This is a genomic window from Teredinibacter purpureus (assembly GCF_014217335.1).
GTDB classification, from domain to species: domain Bacteria; phylum Pseudomonadota; class Gammaproteobacteria; order Pseudomonadales; family Cellvibrionaceae; genus Teredinibacter; species Teredinibacter purpureus.
This window is the reverse complement of sequence record NZ_CP060092.1, coordinates 4,062,380-4,080,242: the sequence shown is the minus strand read 5'-3', so window position 1 is coordinate 4,080,242 and position 17,863 is coordinate 4,062,380. Positions and strand designations below refer to the sequence as shown.

Here is a 17,863-nt window from a genome sequence, read left to right as displayed (position 1 = left end):
TGAGGTTCTGTTCCTGAGTTTGGGTGATTTTGAGCGCATTACATCGGCGAAAAACGGGGCAAAATGTGAGCAAATTACGAGGAACTTAAATGCTGGATATTCAAACGTTAAAAAACTTTGTGCCCTTTAACGGGCTGGACGACGAATACTTGCAGGAAGCGCTCACTAAAATAGATGTACAAGAATACGGCAAAGGTCAAATGTTGTTTAAGCGTGGCAGGCCTGTTAACACACAGTACTACTTGCTCGACGGACAGGTAGATCTCATTAATAGCGCCTTCTACGTGTCTACGGTGCTAGGTGATTCCGCTGCAGCCCATAATTCACTGAATCCCGAATCGCCCACGTTGTGCTCAGGCGTTGCTAAATCGCCCAGCGTTAAGGTATTTTCGATTGATACCGAAACATTGGATCGTTTGATGGCATGGAGCCAATCTGCAGTGGATACCGATTTGGATACCATGGAATATTCGACCGGGGAATTCGAAGTTGCCGAGCTTCACGAAGAGGAAGGTGGCGACTGGATGGCCGCGCTCTTACAAGCCCCTCTATTCGCAAAAGTACCTCTAGCGCAAGTGCAAGAGCTATTTCTGCGCTTCGAAGATGTGAGCATGAAAAAGGGCGAAATGGTTGTAAAAGAGGGTGAAAGAGGCGACTTTTTTTATGTGCTCGTTTCTGGCAGTGCCCGCGTTCACAATCATTCGGATAGTGTTGATATTGTTATCCACCCTGGCCAATTCTTTGGTGAAGAGTCGTTGTTGGGTGACACGCCTCGCAATGCCAGTGTAGAAATGCTTACATCCGGGCGTTTGAAACGTTTGAATTCAGAGAATTTTAATGCGCTGCTAAAAGCACCTGTTGTGCATTACGTCGAAAATGCAGGGCTTGAAAAACTCGAAAAACCTTATAAGTTACTCGACGTCAAAATGCCTATGGAATTTCGAATCAATCACCTGCCTGGCGCGATCAATATCCCACTTTCTCGGTTACGTAATTCCCTTGCAGAATTGGGGCGTACTAATGTTTATGTCGTACCCGACGATGCCGGTAGTCGCGCTGATATCGCTGCCCACTTACTTTGCCAAGCGGGTTTCGATGCTGTTATCCTAAAAAGCACAGTACCTCAGTAAATCGTCCCCTATAAAGTCGCAACTCGTTTAGGGGAACATGACGTGTTGCGGTTTTTCGTTTATGAAAATTCTTCTTCTTTCTGCTTATGATGCCGAAAGCCATCGACGTTGGCGGCATGGGCTCGTGGCCAATTTAGATCATCATCATTGGACGGTACTACATTTGCCTGCGCGCCATTTTAACTGGCGAGTACGGGGTAATAGCTTAAGTTGGGGGCGCGGAGAGCAGGAATGCTTGTCACAGCCTTTCGACCTGATTGTCGCCACATCGATGGTGGATTTGTCGACATTAAAAGGGCTTGTTCCCGCCCTGGCGACAACGCCGACCATTCTCTATTTTCACGAAAATCAATTTAGTTACCCGCTAACAGCTCATCAAAAATATGTAATGGAACCGAGAATGGTGAGTTTATATTCGGGCCTAGCGGCGAATAAAATTGTATTTAATTCAGATTACAACCGTCTAACCTTTTTAGACGGGGTAGCGGAACTACTGAAAAAAATGCCAGATGCGGTTCCTGCGGGCATTGTGGAAGAACTTAAAACAAAATCACGTGTAATTTCGGTACCTTTAGAGCAAGAACTCTTTCAAAAAACACCATTGATTAAACCCAACACGCTAACCATCGTCTGGAATCATCGCTGGGAATACGACAAAGGCCCCGATAAGTTATTGGGTGTACTTCAGGCCCTACCGGAGGATGTGTCGATAACGTGCCATATTGTGGGCCAGCAATTTCGACGCGTGCCGGACACCTTCGACGTGATTCATAATCTACTGAAATCTCGCGGTTGGCTGGGAGCTTGGGGGTTTGTGGCCGATCCGGCAGCCTACCGAACCTTATTGGCACAAAGCCACGTGGTGCTGTCGACCGCCTTACACGATTTTCAGGGTCTATCGGTATTGGATGGCGTTGCGGCGGGTTGCATCCCGTTAGTGCCTGATAGGCTCGCGTATACAGAACTGTTTGATTCAGCGTATCGTTATTACTCGGATTTTAGTCATCATAATCCCGATACTCATGTTGCGAGTATGGCTGAAAGTAAAGATTGCGCACAGCGTATTATGGCGTGGGCGCTAGCCGTTAGTGCTGGCGAGCCACTTCCGCCTGTGATGGCGTTATCGACAATGCAATGGCAAAGTCTTAGCGCGGAATATGAAAAGGTATTTAACGATACAGTAGGGGCCGTCGTCCTATAGATCCGCTACTCTGCTAATGGCATACCTGAAAAAATTCATTCATCTATGGTGTTTTCTTACTATGAAAAATAGTTTTCTGCGGACATTCGTTTGTTTATTTGTCTTTTTTAGCACACTTAACGCCTCTTCGTCAGACTTTGCATCGCAATTTTTTGACCCCATTGATGGCCAATTCGATACGAGTGAATACTTGTCTGAGAATGCGTATGGGTTTTTCCCTATTCCAGTGATTATTACCGATTCGGCCGTTGACGGGGGCTTTGGTTTGGTCGGCGTATTCTTTCATGAAGATGAGGAAAATCAAGATGCTCGACTGGCTAAAATGCGCAACGCTAATGTTGGTGCTGGGCGATATTTACTACCGCCTAGTGTTTCAGCAGTGATGGGCGTGACCACGGGAAATGATTCAATCATGACAGGGGGAGGGCATATGGGAATATGGAAAGCTGGCGCCATTCGTTATACCGGTGGAGCAGGGTATGGCGATGTTAATATAGATTTTTATGGTTCTGGCGACTTTCAGTTGGATAAGCCCATTTCACTCAATACGAAAGCTTTGGGCATGGTGCACTCGTTGAAGTTTCAGTTACGGGGTAGCCGTCTATTTTTAGGGTTGAAGCAGCAATCCGTTTCCGCTGAAGTGTCTTTGGAAAGGGGTGGAGATCGTTTACCGGAAGGGCTCCCTGACAAACTTAAGCAAGGATTAGAAGGCATTCTTAGTCAGGAAGTTGTAACCTCCGGCTTGGGGGTGCTCGCTGAATATGACAGTCGCGATAATGTTTTTAGCCCCACCAAGGGCTACCACTATAGTGCTGGTTATAGTCAATTTGATGAGACGATAGGTAGCGACATTGACTACAGCGTGACGAAATTCGATGGCAGGAATTACTGGCAGGTTGTAGATGATTGGCGCTTGGCTTGGCGACTGGCGATGGAGTCGGCCAATGCTGATGATTTTTTGCCGACATTTGCACTGCCATCACTGAATATACGGGGCATTCCCGCTGCCCGTTATCAAGGAAAAAGCATCGCTCAAACCGAACTAGAAGTGAGTTGGGATATCAATACTCGCTGGACGCTAAAGGTGTTCAGTGGAATGGGACGGGTGGCAGATTCGTTCGAGGGTTTGGGCTCTACGGAGAATTATTTGGCGAATGGCACAGGGTTTCGCTACTTCATTGCGAAACGTTACGGAATACGAGCGGGCATTGATATAGCGCGTGGCCCAGACGAGACCGCATGGTATATTACCGCCGGTTCTGCGTGGTAAAGCGTGTCTATCGCACGCCTAGGAACCTAAACGGGCGATACAGTCCGCAAGTATAAAACAATGGCATAAATAGTGGACCAATTATGGCAGTACAACGAGTTCTTACGGGTATCACAACAACCGGTACCCCCCATTTGGGTAATTACGTGGGCGCTATTCGCCCCGCGATACAGGCAAGCCAATCAGCGGACGCCGACGCGTTTTACTTTCTTGCAGATCTTCATGCAATCATTAAATGCCATGAGCCAGCGCTTATTCGGCAGTCTGCAAAAGAGGTTGCGGCAACATGGCTAGCGCTAGGGCTAGATGTCGATAAAGCGGTGTTCTATCGTCAGTCCGATGTGCCAGAAATTACAGAACTAAGCTGGATTCTCAGCTGTATGGCCGCGAAAGGGTTGATGAACCGCGCCCATGCCTATAAAGCGGCTGTCGCCAATAATATTGACGAGGGCGAAGATCCCGACAATGGCGTGACTATGGGTTTGTATGGCTATCCAGTGCTAATGGCGGCCGATATTTTGATGTTTAATGCCAACAAAGTACCCGTAGGAAAAGATCAAATTCAGCACGTAGAAATGGCTCGTGATATTGCCGGGCGTTTCAACCATCATTTTGACGATGTTTTTGCGTTGCCCGAAGCTGTTGTCGATGACTCTGTAGCTGTTTTACAGGGGCTTGATGGCCGAAAAATGAGCAAAAGTTATAACAACACCATTCCGCTCTTTTTACCCGAGAAACAACTACGTAAACATATTAATAAAATCAAAACCAATTTGCTTGAGCCTGGAGAGCCGAAGGACGCGGATACCTCAACCGTATTCCAGGTGTGGCAGGCTTTTGCGAATGAAACGCAAACGAATGCGATGCGTAAGCAATTCGAAGAGGGGATAGCATGGGGCGAAGCGAAAAAGCAGCTCTTTGAGTTGGTCAACGCAGAAATTTCTGAGGCTCGAACCCATTACGCTGAATTGATGGAAGACACCGCTGCTATTGAAAAAAAATTGCAGCTGGGCGCCGAAAAAGCGCGAGATGTAAGTGCTCCAATGTTAGCCAAAATACGTAAAGCTATTGGTATTGGCGCTATGTAATAGTGTTTCCAGATAAGCCAATTATAGTCACGCTGTTTGGCGCGTAAAAATGCAAAGCAGCGTTCTATCTCCCCATTTCTTCCGCACTAGCCACTTAGCAACCTCGCTGGCGCACACCCCCTTCGACGTCTAGTCTTAAGCATATCGATTTTTGAATCTGATGGCGCATTTAGCTAACTAGCCGCTGAGGAAACTGTGTGGAAAATAATCACTCCCAAATGATTGTGCCTTTTGTGGTTGCGGTTCTTGCTGTCATTGCCATTTACTATTTCGAATCATTACATATTGCGGTGAGCTTGTTAGTGGTGAGCGTTATCGTGACAGCGATGGTGGTTGGAAAGTCTCCGAAAGATGATATAAGCGCCACTGAGACATTGCAAAACTCTCTACGCGAAAGCTTTCGTGCGGTTGATCAGCAAATGGAAAGAGCCACGCTACCGGTGTGCAGCGAATTAATCGACCTATCTTCTTGCATTCAAAACACGGTCGAAGAATCGACTGTTCGTTTACATGCCAGCTTCCAAGGTTTGTCCGATTCAGCAAACGCCGAAAAAGATCTAATGATGGGTATTGTCCACCAGCTTTCGAATAAATCAATTGCGGGAGAGACAGTTTCAAATGAAGAGGTCTCCTTAAAACGTTTTGCGAACGAAGTGGGCCGCATACTGGATGATTATGTAAAATTGTTTGTCGATATCAGCGATAAAAGCGTACAAGCGGTACACAATATTCAAGATATGGTGACGCACTTGGACGGCATGTTTGTACTGATTAACGATATTCGTGGTATTGCCGATCAAACCAATTTACTCGCCCTTAATGCGGCAATTGAAGCTGCCCGAGCGGGCGAGGCAGGCAGAGGCTTTGCCGTAGTTGCAGACGAGGTTCGGAAGCTATCACAGGATTCTAACGCATTGAATGAGCAAATTCGGGAGCGGGCAGAAACGGCAAAAAATACCGTGACAAATGTAGAGAAAGTGGTAGGTGATATCGCCTCACTCGATATGAATATCGCCATTGACGCGAAGGGGCATTTGGATGCAATGCTGGCGGAACTGGAATTAGTGAACGAGAAAGTGACCGAAAGCGTGGGGCGTGGCGCACAAATTGGTGAAGAAATTAAACAAGAAATCGGCAACGCGGTAACGGCATTGCAGTCTGCAGATAGAGTGTCCCAGTACGCGCACCAAATAACAGAGCACTCTAGTTATTTGGCTAATATCGTTAGTAGTATTATCGAGTTAAGCCGTAAAGATCAATCTTTAGATAAAGTCTTCGACTCTATCCAACAGCGGTTGGCCACATTTGAGCCCGTAAGTCAGAATAAACCCCGAGAAAACTCGGGTTCCACCGATATTGAATTATATTAAGGTAAACGGAATATGACGATAAATGTAGCAAATTCCAGCGGCGGCGATGCAATAATCACGCTTGATGAGCGATTCGACTTTGGCGCGGTAGATCAATTTCGGAAAAGCTATGAGAGCCTTAAAGGGCTGAGTAAAAAGACCTTAGTGATTGATTTTTCGGGTACTCGATATATGGATAGCTCTGCACTTGGCATGTTAATTAACGCCAGAAGCTTTTTTAATGGTGATGACGTTAAAATTAAAATCATTAACACTAACGACCAAATAAAAAAAATATTTTCAATTTCTCGGTTCGATACGAAGTTTGATATATCCTAGGCACTAGTAGCCTACTATCGCAGGGAATCAGTACTAATGAAGATACTTATAGTCGACGACCACGCATACAATCGCGATCTTTTGTCTTTTATCTTGGAAGATGAAGGGTATGACTGTGTGGAAGCAGAAAATGGAAAGATTGCTTGCGACTTATATAGGAAAGACCTTGAAATTACCTTGATCTTAATGGATATCAACATGCCCGAAATGGACGGCATGGAGGCGACTAAAATCATTAAGTCGGAGAGCGAGGGTCGTTTTGTTCCGGTAATTTTTGTGACGGCCTTGGATGATGCGGAGGTAATTGCCTGCTGTCTCGAAGCTGGAGGCGATGATTTTGTTCCAAAGCCGGTTAATGAGAATGTTCTTCTCGCTAAAATAAAAGCGCATGTTCGTTCTCAAACGTTGTACTACCGCCTAAGTGAAGCGAATAAATCGTTAATGTATCACCAGCAGTTGGTTCGGCGAGAACACGCAATTGTTGAACATATTTTCGCCCGAGGTAATAAACGTAGTAAAACTCATTGCGACAATATCAGTTCTTATACGTCGCCTATGTCTATGTTCGACGGCGATATGGTTTTAAGTGGTGCTTCACCGAATGGAGGTGTTTACCTGTTAATAGGTGATTTTACTGGCCATGGCCTTGCGGCAGCGATCGGTTCTTTGCCCGTTACAGAGGTGTTCTTTAATCTCATTTCGCATCAGGCGAGTGTGTCTCAAATTGCGGTAGACGTGAATAAATTACTGTTCGAATTGTTACCCACTAACATGTTTTGCTGCGCGACAATTGTACAGTTAGATTATACCGGTACGAATTTAACGGTATGGTCGGGTGGGATGAACGATATCTTACGCGTTAAGCCTTCGGTGGTTGGTTTGGAAAAAATTGTCTCTATGCATATGCCTTTAGGCATACTCGAGTCAGAAGAATTTGATGACAGCCCCAGAACGATTGAGGTGTTACCGGGCGAAAAAATTTATATCTATACCGATGGCGTCAATGAAGCATCGAATAGTCGTGGAGAAGAGTTTGGGTTGGAACGTCTGGAAAACCTTATTTTACAAGGCAGTGAAGACGTCGTGTCGTCGGTTCATATGGCGGTAAATGACTTTCATGAGGGATGTGGTCAGTCGGATGATATATCGATTGTAGAAATTACCGGTGGTCGGCTCGTTCATCGTGATAGAGATACCGGTGGAATTGTGGATGTCGGCGCAGATTATCATACGGCCGAATCTTTTCCGTGGCAGTTAACAATGCGGTTGGAAAAAGAAGATTTAAGTAATACGAATATAGTGAATCAAATACTTGGGTTTGTATCGAGTATTCAAGGCATTGAATTACATCAAGATAAAATTTTTACGATAGTGAGTGAGTTATACAGCAACTCGCTTGAGCATGGTGTACTCGGTTTGGATTCATCACTTAAAAGTACCGCTGATGGTTTTGAATTGTACTATAAAGAGCGACATTCACGCTTGGAAAGCTTGATCAATGGGTATATCAATGTGGATTTCGCCTATCTTCGCGGCGAACCCAATCAGATAAGGTTCGACATAACGGATAGTGGCAATGGATTTGACTGCGATAGAATAGCGAAAGAATGTGAATCCAATGATGAGCGTCATGGTCGAGGTTTGAATTTATTAAATAACCTTTGTTCGTCTTTGGAATACAGTAACGGTGGACGCACCGCTACTGCAATTTATGATTTATGTCGCGATACCATTCACAGCGACTAAGGTATTGAACGGCTGTGAACAGGCTATGTGGTTATCCTTTTTAGGGCTTGAGCACTTTCACAAAAGCAGACGTTAGGGTCGCTAAATCGCTGTTGTTAATAACGTAAGGAGGCATAATATAAACGCGAGTGCCAAATGGGCGCACCCATACACCTTCTTCTACAAATGCCGGCGTAATTTCCGCCATATTCACCGGCTCCTTCATTTCTACTACACCAATTCCCCCTAAACAACGAACGTCTTGCACGGTATTAAAACTTGCACAGGGGGCTAATCCATCTGTCAGTTGTTGTTGAATATTATCAATAGCGTTTGGCCAGTCACTGTTTAACAGTAGTTCAATACTTTTGTTTGCCACCGCGCAAGCGAGCGGGTTTGCCATAAACGTTGGGCCATGCATAAAGCATCCTGCGTCTCCTTCGCAAATCGCTTCGGCAACTGCTTGAGTGCAGAGCGTCGCAGCGAGTGTCATATAGCCGCCGGTTAGCGCTTTGCCTAAGCATAAAATATCGGGGGTAATTTCGGCATGTTCACAGGCGAATAGTTTTCCTGTCCGTCCGAACCCCGTCGCAATTTCGTCTGCAATGAGTAACAGGTTATATTTTTCACATAACACCTTTACGCCGCGCAAATAGTGTGGCGAATAAAAACGCATACCGCCGGCGCCTTGCACGATAGGCTCAAGAATTACGGCGGCAAGTGTCGAGTGATATTGTTCAATTTTTTGTGTGATATCGCTTAGGTAGCCTTCATTCCACGGTTCGTTAAAACCACATTGCGGCGCTTCGGTGAAATGTTGTTGCGTTAATACCTCACTGAACAGTTGATGCATACCGGTCACTGGGTCGCATACTGACATGGCGCCAAACGTGTCGCCGTGATAACCGCTGCGCAGACTGATAAATCGATTTTTTTGCGGTTGTTTACGGGCGTGCCAAAATTGCACCGCCATCTTCATTGCAACCTCAACGGCAACCGAGCCAGAGTCAGAAAAAAATACGTGCTCTAAGCCTTGCGGGGTAATCTCAACAAGAGTTTTAGCCAGCTGTGCTGCGGGCTCGTGCGTTAAGCCGCCGAACATGACATGGGCCATATCGGATAGCTGTGTGGTAAGGGCAAGGTTCAGTTCTGGGTGGTTATAACCATGAATCATACTCCACCACGAGGCCATACCGTCGATGAGGGAGCGACCATTTTTAAGGTTTATGTTCACTCCGTTACAAGAATCCACGACATACGGCTGCATCGCAGTATTGACGGAAGAGTAGGGATGCCAAATATGGCGGTTATCGATGTTAAGAATTTGGTCTTCAGATAAGGACATAGGCAACAGCCTGAATTACTCGAGTGGTCGTGAATAAGGCCGGATATTGTAGCGTCTCCCGAACGTTAAAGTACACGCGGGTTATTCACTTATAATTAGCTGCGCGGTCACGCCATCGCGGCGGGTGATAGGAGGCTCGAGAGTGGATAGGTATCGTTCGGGCTTGTCCCCAATGTATCGATAAAACTATCTAACAGCATTTGCTGTTGATCGTTAAGGCGGTTAAACAGAATGCGCAGCTGAGTGTGGCAGCATGGTTTGCGTAAAAAACGGCTTTGCCGAATGGTGGCATCCAAACGGAGCTGAAACCGGTCATTGAAGAAAAAATGGCCGTGAAGGCTGCGCTTTCGAATCAGGCCTAAGCTAAGGTTTGTACCGTAGAGATCGACCTGAGCACCTTTTCGACTAAGGTTGACAACATAGGCTTGCTGCAAAGGTTGATTGTCCAGCTGTAGGTCAACGCGCGGCCCTTGGCGCGGCTCGAAGAACACGCGCGACTGCCAGCGACGATTGTGGCTTAACGCCGAAGACAGTACTTTTACCGTTATCCATTCCCCTTTTGAATGCTCTTCAATTTCGATTAACGCCACTTTTAAGTTGAAAAAACCGTACTCACACCGTATTTGTAGCCAAAAGGTCGAATTCGGGGGCAGACGCTTCTGCAGTACAGGGTAAAGACCGTCGAGTAATAAGAGTGAGTTATCGAGATCAAAACCATGGATAAAACTCTGCATGAGTTGCCCAGAATCTGGTTCGAACACCGTCACGAATTGATGCTTGAGACCACAGGCAACGAGTATATCGGCTTCCCACAGTGTCCAATGCTGTTTGGCGGAGCGTGGAGCTTGGGCTGCTTGATCGAACGATGAGGCCATTAGCGCTGTGATCCTGTCCTGCGAGAGTGGTTGTCGATAAATGTTGTACTTGAGGGTGAAATAGCAAAGCGCGTGCCTGAATGCTCTTTAACGTCCAACTTATTCATCGGCCCGTTGATGGCAAGGGCTGTGAGCGATAAAGCGAACCGATGTTCTAGGTTGGCAGGCTCATTCTCGGCAAGAGTTTGCCTCGAGGAGGCAATGATTCCCTGTGATGCCCAAAATCCGTACAATAGCGAACTTTTCCACCGATCTAATCTGAGGAGTTGTTGATTGGACCTGCAGGCGCAAAATAACCGTACAGAATTCAATAAGCTACAGAAGCGCTTACGGCGCAATGTGGGTAAAGCGATTAGCGATTACAGCATGATCGAAGAGGGCGATAAGATCATGGTGTGTCTTTCTGGCGGTAAAGATTCATACGCCATGCTGGCACTATTAATGGGCTTACAGCGCAGCGCACCTATTCATTTTGATTTGGTGGCCGTGAACCTTGACCAAAAGCAGCCTGGCTACCCAGAGCATGTATTACCCGCCTATTTGGATTCGCTGGACGTGGAATACCACATTGTTGAGCGTGACACCTATAGTGTAGTGAAATCGGTGATACCCGAGGGGAAGACTACCTGTGGACTATGCTCTAGGCTAAGGCGCGGCACCTTGTATGGTTTCGCAGAGGAGATAGGCGCTACAAAGATTGCGCTGGGCCACCACCGCGATGATATGGTCGAAACTTTATTTCTCAACCTCTTTTATGGTGGGGGCATGAAATCTATGCCTCCTAAATTACTGGCAGACGATAAACGGAACATCATTATCCGCCCGATGGCGTATTGTGCGGAATCTGATCTAGAGGAATATGCACAAGCAAAGGCGTTCCCCATTATTCCTTGCAACTTGTGTGGTTCTCAAGAGAATCTTCAGCGGCAAGTGATAAAACAGATGCTTGAAGGCTGGGAGCGAGAGCACCCGGGTCGGACAGACATTATATTCTCTGCACTGCAGCGTATTTCCCCGTCACAATTGGCCGATAGTACGTTATTCGACTTTGCAGGACTGACCTTGGACCGCAGCAGCCCCCGAACTCCGGCTGTACAAAAAAAGACCGAATCGGCGACTGCTGCGCAAATAGGTAGCCAGGCAATCAATAACGATTTACCCTTGTCATCAGCGGTGCAATTTATTGATGCCTTAAATTTGAGGTAATGGTTACGTCTATAAGAATCGTCGAAGGCAATATGTCAGCGGCATAGAATAAAAAATACTAAGCTTATTGGATGTAATATCGTTGCGAACGGCACACCGGCCAAGGTTATTGCTGCTCGCGAAAGTGAGCCAACCAGGCTGTTCGATCAACGCTATCACTGTGTAATATTGGCGTAATGACACGCGCCTTAACTGACGAGAAATAGGTAAAAGGTGCAAGGATTTTTCCACGGCATATCGTTTCGGCTCGCAAAATTAGGGGTGATTATCGCCTTGCTGATTGGCTCGCTGATGAGTGCCTTTCAAATTTATATCGATTTTAAAGCTCAGTCGGTAGCTGTTAACAATCAAATCGCTAGCATCACGGACATGTCTACGCCGCCTGCAGCACGGGCAATTCACACTCTCGATAACATGCTCGCCAACGAGGTTGCCGAGGGTATTATGGATAACGATTTTATTGTCGCCGTCACTATAGAAGACGAGCTTGGCAATGAAATTGCCGCTTCTAAGCGTATTCCCCGTCAAAGTAATACCGTGTGGCTAACGCGGCAAATCTCAGAACATCTCAAAATATACAGCTCCCCACTATTTATTCCTGGTCACGAGAAAGATGGCGAGCATGGGCTTATTAAATTTGAAGTGGATATGGACGCAGTGTACAGCTCGTTTTACGAGCAATCTGCCATTGTTATTATCATCGGGCTTATTCGCAGTTTTGTGTTGGTAGCCATTTTGTTCGTGGCGTTCCATCATCTACTGACAAAACCCTTAATTCGTATTGCTACACAAATAAAACAGATCAACCCTGGTAGCCCTGGTGAACAGCGGCTTTCGCTCCCGGCGCATACTCGTGACGATGAATTAAAACAGCTGGTGAACAGTGGAAACCAGCTTCTCGATGCGGTGGACTTGGCGTTGGCTAAGCGACGAGCGGTTGAAGTTGTATTGCGAAAAAGTGAAGAGCATGTTCGTCAAATTATCGATAGCTTACCTGTCTGGGTAGGCGCTAGAAATAAAGACGGCCATTATATTTTTGCGAATAAAGCACTCGCCGATTTTTTACAGACCAGCCCTGAAGCGATGCGTGGTTCGCACATAAGCGATTTCTCCGAATACTTCATAACAGATCCATTAGAAGTGATTACGCTCGATACAGAGGTTATTAAATCTCGTGTGAGTGCTCAAATATGGGAAGAGAAGTGGATCAGTAATGATAGTACTGAGCACAGCATGCACACGCACGTAATGCCAATGGAGTTCTACGATGAAGTGGTAGCCTTGGTGGTATCGTCCGATATTACCGAGCTAAAAATGGCTCAGGCTCAAATGGAGCACATGGCCTATCACGATGCGTTAACAGATTTACCCAATCGCAGCTACTTAGTCGAACGGCTGGAAGAAGAGCTGCGTAAATCGGCTAAGCACCATATTTACGGTGCATTATTATTTATCGATTTGGATCAATTTAAATATATTAACGATTCACTTGGTCATCCCGCAGGGGACGGTGTTCTAAAACATGTGGCTGAGCGGTTAATGGCCATAGCCTCGGACAACGATGTTGTTGTGCGATTGGGCGGCGATGAATTTGTAGTGGTATTAACCGATCTAGGAACAGACTTGCCTACGGCAATATTACGTGCGGAGCAAATCGGCGAACGCATACGTTCTTATGTATCTGAACCGCATTTCTATAATGACTTGGAACTACATGTTACGTGTAGCGTGGGTATTGTTATCTATCCAGAAGAGGATGCTGGCGTACATGAACTGTTGCGTTACGCCGATACCGCCATGTACCAAGTTAAAGAGCAAGGCCGCGATGCGATCCAATTCTTTAATAAATATATGGCCGATAATGCACGGAATGTCTTGGTCATGGAAGGTGATCTCCATCGCGCGTTAGAAACGGATGCCTTTAACCTGTATTACCAGCCAAGAGTGGATGTTGAAACGGGTGCGATTGTAGGCGCTGAAGCATTATTGCGTTGGATGCATCCGCAGCGCGGTATGATCTCGCCAGCGGAATTCATTCCTATTCTTGAAACATCCGGTTTAATTGTGCAAGTGGGCATGTGGGTTATTGAACGGTCTCTCCAGCAGGTAAAAGAGTGGGAGCATATGGGGTTATGGACAAAGAATATGCGCTTGGGCGTGAACATTAGCCCGCGCCAGTTTCGTTCCACTCAATTTGTTGATGATGTTACGCGTATATTGGAGCGCGAAAACTTTGCCGCAGAAATGCTAGAAATGGAAATTACCGAAGGCATTGTTATCCATAACCTGGATGAGACCATCAGTACGATGGCAACGCTGCAAGCGCAGGGCATTAATTTTGCGTTAGATGATTTTGGTACAGGTTATTCTTCTATTAGTTATTTGAAAAAACTTCCCGTCGCCATTTTAAAAATTGATCAAAGCTTTGTACGGGATATTACAGAAGACCGTAACGATAGAGTGCTAGTAGAGACGATTAGCGCAATGGGTAATATGCTCGGCCTGGAAGTGGTAGCTGAAGGTGTGGAAACAGCAGATCAATTGGATTTAATTCATCAATATGGCTGTGCATATTATCAAGGCTATTTGGCTAGCCGGCCGGTGGAGCCTAACAAGTTCGAGTTGTTACTCGAAAAACGCGTCATTACAATTTCTGTTTAGTGCTTCCTGCTGCTCTGGGGCGCGCCGTTGTATTGCGTAACGGTCACGTAGATGTAACTCAAAATCCTTCTAATACAGTTTTGCCAGCAGCGCCGTTACGGCCGTTTCAACTTTTAAAATACGTGCGCCCATTTGAACGGGCGTAAAACCACATTTTTCAAAGTAGCCTACTTCCTGTTCAGAAAACCCACCCTCTGGCCCAATAGCGACCGTTGCGCGTTGCTCCAACGAGAGACGAGGGCATTCTGAATAGGGCCCAGGGTGCGCAATATAGCTATTCTGTGCTGTAGTCAGTGATGGGAGGGTGTCCTCTGCAAATGGGCGGAAGCGTAAGTGCTTTTCAATAATGGGTAGCTGCGTGGCCACGCCCTGTTCAAGGCCCAATATTAACTGAGATTCAATCGACTCATCGGTAACCGCGGGTGATTGCCAAAAACTTTTTTCTACCTTTGAGGTTTGAATCAAGCACAGCCGTTCCACTCCCATACACGCGATTGTTTGTAGAATACGCTTGATCATTTGCGGTCTAGGTAGTGCGAGAATCAGCGTTAAAGGCAATGCAGGAGTGGGTTGCTGATCTAACGTTTGTAGCGCGATATAAACTGTTTCGCCCAGTGACACGACAGTTGCGTAGCCCATTTGGCCATTGATTACCCCAACGCGAAGAGAGTCTCCGGTCGACAGCTTGAGTACGTTGATTATGTGTTCACTTTGCTTTTTTGAAAGAGCAATGGGTGAAGCACTTTGAATGTGCTTGGCCTGTAATAAAAGTAGATTCATTGGCGTAATTTGGAGTGGGAGGTGAGGGCGTCATCTAATATAAAATTATTCGCTTATTATATCATGTCAGGGTGGATTAATAGGGTGTGCATAGTCTGTGGGGTACTGAATGACGTGTATGAGTAGTATTTAGCATTGGAGAGCAAATAAAACCTACCTAAGTTTTAGCGGTTTAGCACAACAATAGTTTTAAGAACAATCGTTAAAACACAATCTTTGGATCGAACCAAGAGGGTTGTTTTAGGTTAAGGCATTAACGTGATTATCTAACAGTAATCCTAACAGCCTTTCGTTTAACAAAACGTTATATCGAATATCCGTAACGTTCTTGAGTGGATTAACAGGAGCGAGAAAGGCGTGTATTGGTAGGACAATAATGGCCCTCCCTGCAGGAGTCGAACCTGCGGCCTTCCCCTTAGGAGGGGGACGCTCTATCCAGCTGAGCTAAGGGAGGAGAGTAGAGTTACGGCGGGTATGATACTGCATTCGGTAAAACAGGAAAACAGGATTGATTAACCCCGTGATTATGAAAGGCGTGTTCGGCGTGAAAATAACAAGAAAGAGGCGTGTAGCGGGTTAAGCTTCACCCAGTTTGTGCGATATCTGGTTGCCTGTAGATTTGCCCGCAGTCGAATATAAATTTGGTGTGGCTGTTTGGCCACGAACAATCTCAATTAATCGGCCAAATGTTTTCTGGTTTCGAGCGAGTATTTTACCGTTTACCTCATTGGCTTGTTTACAGGCGTCTTGCAATGTTTTCAGTGTTTCCCAGCTTTTACTTAATTCTGGGGTTGGGCTGTTTTCCAACATTGTTTGCCATGCCGCTTTCATCGTATCTTGATCTGCAGGATCGAGCCGTAGTTGCTCTCTAGCCCACTGTGTACGCGTTTGAGAGCTTTTTTCTAGCCACTTAAGTTGTGCCGCTTTTTGTTCAATTAACTCGTCAAGTGTATCCATATCGCGTTTTCCCAGCGCAACTCTTTCTCGCTCAAGTAGATCCAGTAACGTGGTACACGCGGCGATATCACCTTGTATTTGTTGCATGAGCGATGCGGGGGGTATTGGTAGGATCATAATGTTCTCCAGCCCTATAAAGGGGTTTAAAAGCGCATCTCTTAGGGTTACAGGGCGCCATTAAGCTTAGTTGACGAAAACGCCCGTGAATAGTGAGTGATTGTGCCAATAAAACGGCAACACCTACTTATACGGCAATATTTGTGCCTGTTTAAAATGACGTTAGTTAATCTGAAGGCGTTTTATTGCAGGTGTAGGCCGGGTAATGGTGAGTATGGGGTTGGGTGATGCTTGGCGAGCATGGCCGCGAATGCTCGCTATCTGATGTAATATCTAAGAGAAAGGGGCTAAAAGTTGCTATCTTGGTCAAGTAATTTCGCAGCAATGGCGTCGGGATCGATAGCGTATTGCCCACTGTTTAATGAGGCTCGTACACTGGCAACGCGTTCTGGGTCTTCAGCCGGTGAATTGGAGAGTTCTGCAGCGAACTTAGAGAACTGTTGCCCTGTTGTGCTGAGAGATACGTTGTCTGACGACTGTGTGTTGGCGCTAGGTACTGCCGTGTCACTCGCTGGCGAAGGTGTAGAGGTGCGAGCCTTGCCTGCGTTAGCCGCTGCTGTGCTATTGCTGTTTACACCATTGGTAGGAGGAATTGTCATGGGAATATCCCGTTGTACCTTCATTGTCTAAATCGAGTATTACGCTTACCTTCAAGCGGTGAGGTCTAGTGCTGCTTAATCTTAGTATCGGCCATTTGTACGTTAGCTTTAGGGCTGAATGTTAAATGAGCCCAAATAAATCACAAAAATGTGTGTATGTGGTTAAGCGAGTAGTCTAATAGGCGCCGCTGATACCCATGTTCGCACTATCACAAGGTTACCTGTACCTCGCCTGGCCCCATAACCAAACCGTCAACAATGCGTCGTGAGTGTTCGTTGCGCACCTTAATTTGTTGGCCCATGTACCCATTGGACAGCGCTGTACCTTCTGTTTCCACCGTAAGGTGAGACGCTTTTGCGCGCAATACTACCGTATCGCCTTTACGCACAAGATTTGGCTGCTTCAATGTGCTGAGCTTTACAATATCTTGTGCGCGTAAAGGGCGTTTTAACTCCATTCCAATGACGCGTTTGGGGTTGTCGATGTAGCCAGAACTTAAGCGAGCAGTATCAAGCCGCTGAAACGTCAAATCGCTTTCAGATACCGTTTCGCCTCTCGCTAAGCTATGCGCGGCGACCACTACATTGCGAAAAATTTGTACAGTGCCAGTAACATAAATGCTCCAGTGAGGCCCACTTGCGCAGCCGGTTTTAATAGTGACGTTCGCCGCCGTCGACTGTTCATTTATTTTTAGTGTTAGGGGGCTGGGGCATTTTAAAAGCTGCAGGCGACGGTCTATACGACCAACCTGCACCGTAAGGTCATCCCCGAAAGACAATTGTGGATAGCGTTCTTGAACGTAGTGTTCTAATTTTTGTTGAACTTGCGAGCGAATATTTTCAATGGATTCTATCTCAACGCTAAGGGCCGGGAGGCTGAAGGTTAGGCCGGCCATTACACCGATAGCAAAAATGAAACGTTTGGTGAAATAACGGTGCTCAATGGTGGCTAATACGCGATCGCTGGCCGACTGTTGCATCACTAAAAAACTCCCTCGTATAGAGATTATTGGCCTATGCTGTATGAAAAGCGGTCGGCTTTATTTGCGCCATTTAACTGGCACAACAGCCAATAACAACGTGGCCTAAACGTGTTAAAGCAAAGCGTGTGCCTAATGTTTAGTTTGCGTAGCTACCGTATTAATTGTCGTATTGGCTCTTCTAATTTCATCTGAGTCCGTCAAAAAAAAGGCGGAATAACGGTGGCCGACCGAAAGTTGC

The 17,863-nt window shown here is 46.3% G+C and carries 15 protein-coding genes and 1 tRNA gene; 9 read left to right on the top strand and 7 right to left on the bottom strand.

The window, feature by feature from the left end:
* Positions 1–89 precede the first annotated feature (89 nt).
* From H5647_RS18205 to H5647_RS18175, 7 genes are all read left to right on the top strand, one after another.
* Complete coding sequence (locus tag H5647_RS18205; RefSeq protein WP_045860486.1) at positions 90–1,130, top strand: cyclic nucleotide-binding domain-containing protein; 1,041 nt, start codon at positions 90–92, stop codon at positions 1,128–1,130.
* A 61-nt stretch (positions 1,131–1,191) separates the two neighbouring features.
* Positions 1,192–2,331 (top strand): tRNA-queuosine alpha-mannosyltransferase domain-containing protein, encoded by a 1,140-nt coding sequence (locus H5647_RS18200; RefSeq protein WP_045860485.1) that lies wholly within the window; start codon positions 1,192–1,194, stop codon positions 2,329–2,331.
* A 61-nt stretch (positions 2,332–2,392) separates the two neighbouring features.
* The gene (locus H5647_RS18195; RefSeq protein ID WP_045860484.1) at positions 2,393–3,601 is read left to right on the top strand and encodes a BamA/TamA family outer membrane protein; all 1,209 of its coding nucleotides are present in this window, start codon (positions 2,393–2,395) and stop codon (positions 3,599–3,601) included.
* A gap of 83 nt (positions 3,602–3,684) precedes the next feature.
* Positions 3,685–4,689: a tryptophan--tRNA ligase gene (locus H5647_RS18190; protein WP_045860483.1), complete on the top strand. Its 1,005-nt coding sequence runs from the start codon at positions 3,685–3,687 to the stop codon at positions 4,687–4,689.
* A 197-nt stretch (positions 4,690–4,886) separates the two neighbouring features.
* Positions 4,887–6,059 carry a methyl-accepting chemotaxis protein gene (locus tag H5647_RS18185; protein WP_236074964.1) on the top strand — a complete coding sequence of 391 codons (1,173 nt, stop codon included), beginning with the start codon at positions 4,887–4,889 and terminating at the stop codon, positions 6,057–6,059.
* A gap of 12 nt (positions 6,060–6,071) precedes the next feature.
* Positions 6,072–6,377 (top strand): STAS domain-containing protein, encoded by a 306-nt coding sequence (locus H5647_RS18180; protein ID WP_045860481.1) that lies wholly within the window; start codon positions 6,072–6,074, stop codon positions 6,375–6,377.
* A 36-nt stretch (positions 6,378–6,413) separates the two neighbouring features.
* A complete protein-coding gene (locus tag H5647_RS18175) occupies positions 6,414–8,123 on the top strand; it encodes an ATP-binding SpoIIE family protein phosphatase (RefSeq protein ID WP_045860480.1) in 1,710 nt (569 codons plus the stop codon).
* Between the two features lie 40 nt (positions 8,124–8,163).
* On the opposite strand, the gene bioA is transcribed toward H5647_RS18175, so the two are convergent.
* Together bioA and H5647_RS18165 are read right to left on the bottom strand one after the other, a co-directional pair.
* Positions 8,164–9,447, bottom strand: a complete 1,284-nt coding sequence (bioA, locus tag H5647_RS18170) for an adenosylmethionine--8-amino-7-oxononanoate transaminase (RefSeq protein ID WP_045860479.1) — start codon at positions 9,445–9,447, stop codon at positions 8,164–8,166.
* 107 nt (positions 9,448–9,554) lie between these two features.
* Positions 9,555–10,322: a PilZ domain-containing protein gene (locus H5647_RS18165; RefSeq protein WP_052692178.1), complete on the bottom strand. Its 768-nt coding sequence runs from the start codon at positions 10,320–10,322 to the stop codon at positions 9,555–9,557.
* Between the two features lie 273 nt (positions 10,323–10,595).
* Between H5647_RS18165 and ttcA the strand changes: the two genes are divergently transcribed.
* Both ttcA and H5647_RS18155 read left to right on the top strand, forming a co-directional pair.
* Positions 10,596–11,528 (top strand): tRNA 2-thiocytidine(32) synthetase TtcA, encoded by a 933-nt coding sequence (ttcA, locus tag H5647_RS18160; protein WP_045860478.1) that lies wholly within the window; start codon positions 10,596–10,598, stop codon positions 11,526–11,528.
* Between the two features lie 213 nt (positions 11,529–11,741).
* Positions 11,742–14,189: a putative bifunctional diguanylate cyclase/phosphodiesterase gene (locus tag H5647_RS18155; protein ID WP_045860477.1), complete on the top strand. Its 2,448-nt coding sequence runs from the start codon at positions 11,742–11,744 to the stop codon at positions 14,187–14,189.
* A gap of 69 nt (positions 14,190–14,258) precedes the next feature.
* Here the strand turns inward: H5647_RS18155 and H5647_RS18150 are convergent, their stop codons facing one another.
* The 5 genes from H5647_RS18150 to flgA all read right to left on the bottom strand — a co-directional run bounded on the left by H5647_RS18150 (position 14,259) and on the right by flgA (position 17,622).
* Entirely contained in the window at positions 14,259–14,969 is a 711-nt protein-coding gene (locus tag H5647_RS18150) for a 16S rRNA (uracil(1498)-N(3))-methyltransferase (RefSeq protein ID WP_045860476.1), read from the bottom strand.
* Between the two features lie 377 nt (positions 14,970–15,346).
* Positions 15,347–15,423, bottom strand: a tRNA-Arg gene (locus tag H5647_RS18145).
* Positions 15,424–15,545: 122 nt separating this feature from the next.
* Positions 15,546–16,043, bottom strand: coding sequence for a flagella synthesis protein FlgN (locus H5647_RS18140; RefSeq protein ID WP_052692176.1), 498 nt, complete (start codon positions 16,041–16,043; stop codon positions 15,546–15,548).
* A 287-nt stretch (positions 16,044–16,330) separates the two neighbouring features.
* The gene (gene flgM, locus H5647_RS18135) at positions 16,331–16,642 is read right to left on the bottom strand and encodes a flagellar biosynthesis anti-sigma factor FlgM (protein ID WP_045861520.1); all 312 of its coding nucleotides are present in this window, start codon (positions 16,640–16,642) and stop codon (positions 16,331–16,333) included.
* 209 nt (positions 16,643–16,851) lie between these two features.
* Positions 16,852–17,622 (bottom strand): flagellar basal body P-ring formation chaperone FlgA, encoded by a 771-nt coding sequence (gene flgA, locus H5647_RS18130; RefSeq protein ID WP_052692172.1) that lies wholly within the window; start codon positions 17,620–17,622, stop codon positions 16,852–16,854.
* Between the last annotated feature and the right edge of the window lie 241 nt (positions 17,623–17,863).

Coding starts and splice junctions, on each gene's coding strand:
- H5647_RS18150 (WP_045860476.1), bottom strand. CDS start 14,969: ATGAATCTACTTTTATTACAGGCCAAGCACATTCAAAGTGCTTCACCC.
- H5647_RS18200 (WP_045860485.1), top strand. CDS start 1,192: ATGAAAATTCTTCTTCTTTCTGCTTATGATGCCGAAAGCCATCGACGT.
- H5647_RS18165 (WP_052692178.1), bottom strand. CDS start 10,322: ATGGCCTCATCGTTCGATCAAGCAGCCCAAGCTCCACGCTCCGCCAAA.
- bioA (WP_045860479.1), bottom strand. CDS start 9,447: ATGTCCTTATCTGAAGACCAAATTCTTAACATCGATAACCGCCATATT.
- H5647_RS18175 (WP_045860480.1), top strand. CDS start 6,414: ATGAAGATACTTATAGTCGACGACCACGCATACAATCGCGATCTTTTG.
- H5647_RS18205 (WP_045860486.1), top strand. CDS start 90: ATGCTGGATATTCAAACGTTAAAAAACTTTGTGCCCTTTAACGGGCTG.
- flgA (WP_052692172.1), bottom strand. CDS start 17,622: ATGCAACAGTCGGCCAGCGATCGCGTATTAGCCACCATTGAGCACCGT.
- flgM (WP_045861520.1), bottom strand. CDS start 16,642: ATGACAATTCCTCCTACCAATGGTGTAAACAGCAATAGCACAGCAGCG.
- H5647_RS18140 (WP_052692176.1), bottom strand. CDS start 16,043: ATGATCCTACCAATACCCCCCGCATCGCTCATGCAACAAATACAAGGT.
- H5647_RS18190 (WP_045860483.1), top strand. CDS start 3,685: ATGGCAGTACAACGAGTTCTTACGGGTATCACAACAACCGGTACCCCC.
- H5647_RS18180 (WP_045860481.1), top strand. CDS start 6,072: ATGACGATAAATGTAGCAAATTCCAGCGGCGGCGATGCAATAATCACG.
- H5647_RS18195 (WP_045860484.1), top strand. CDS start 2,393: ATGAAAAATAGTTTTCTGCGGACATTCGTTTGTTTATTTGTCTTTTTT.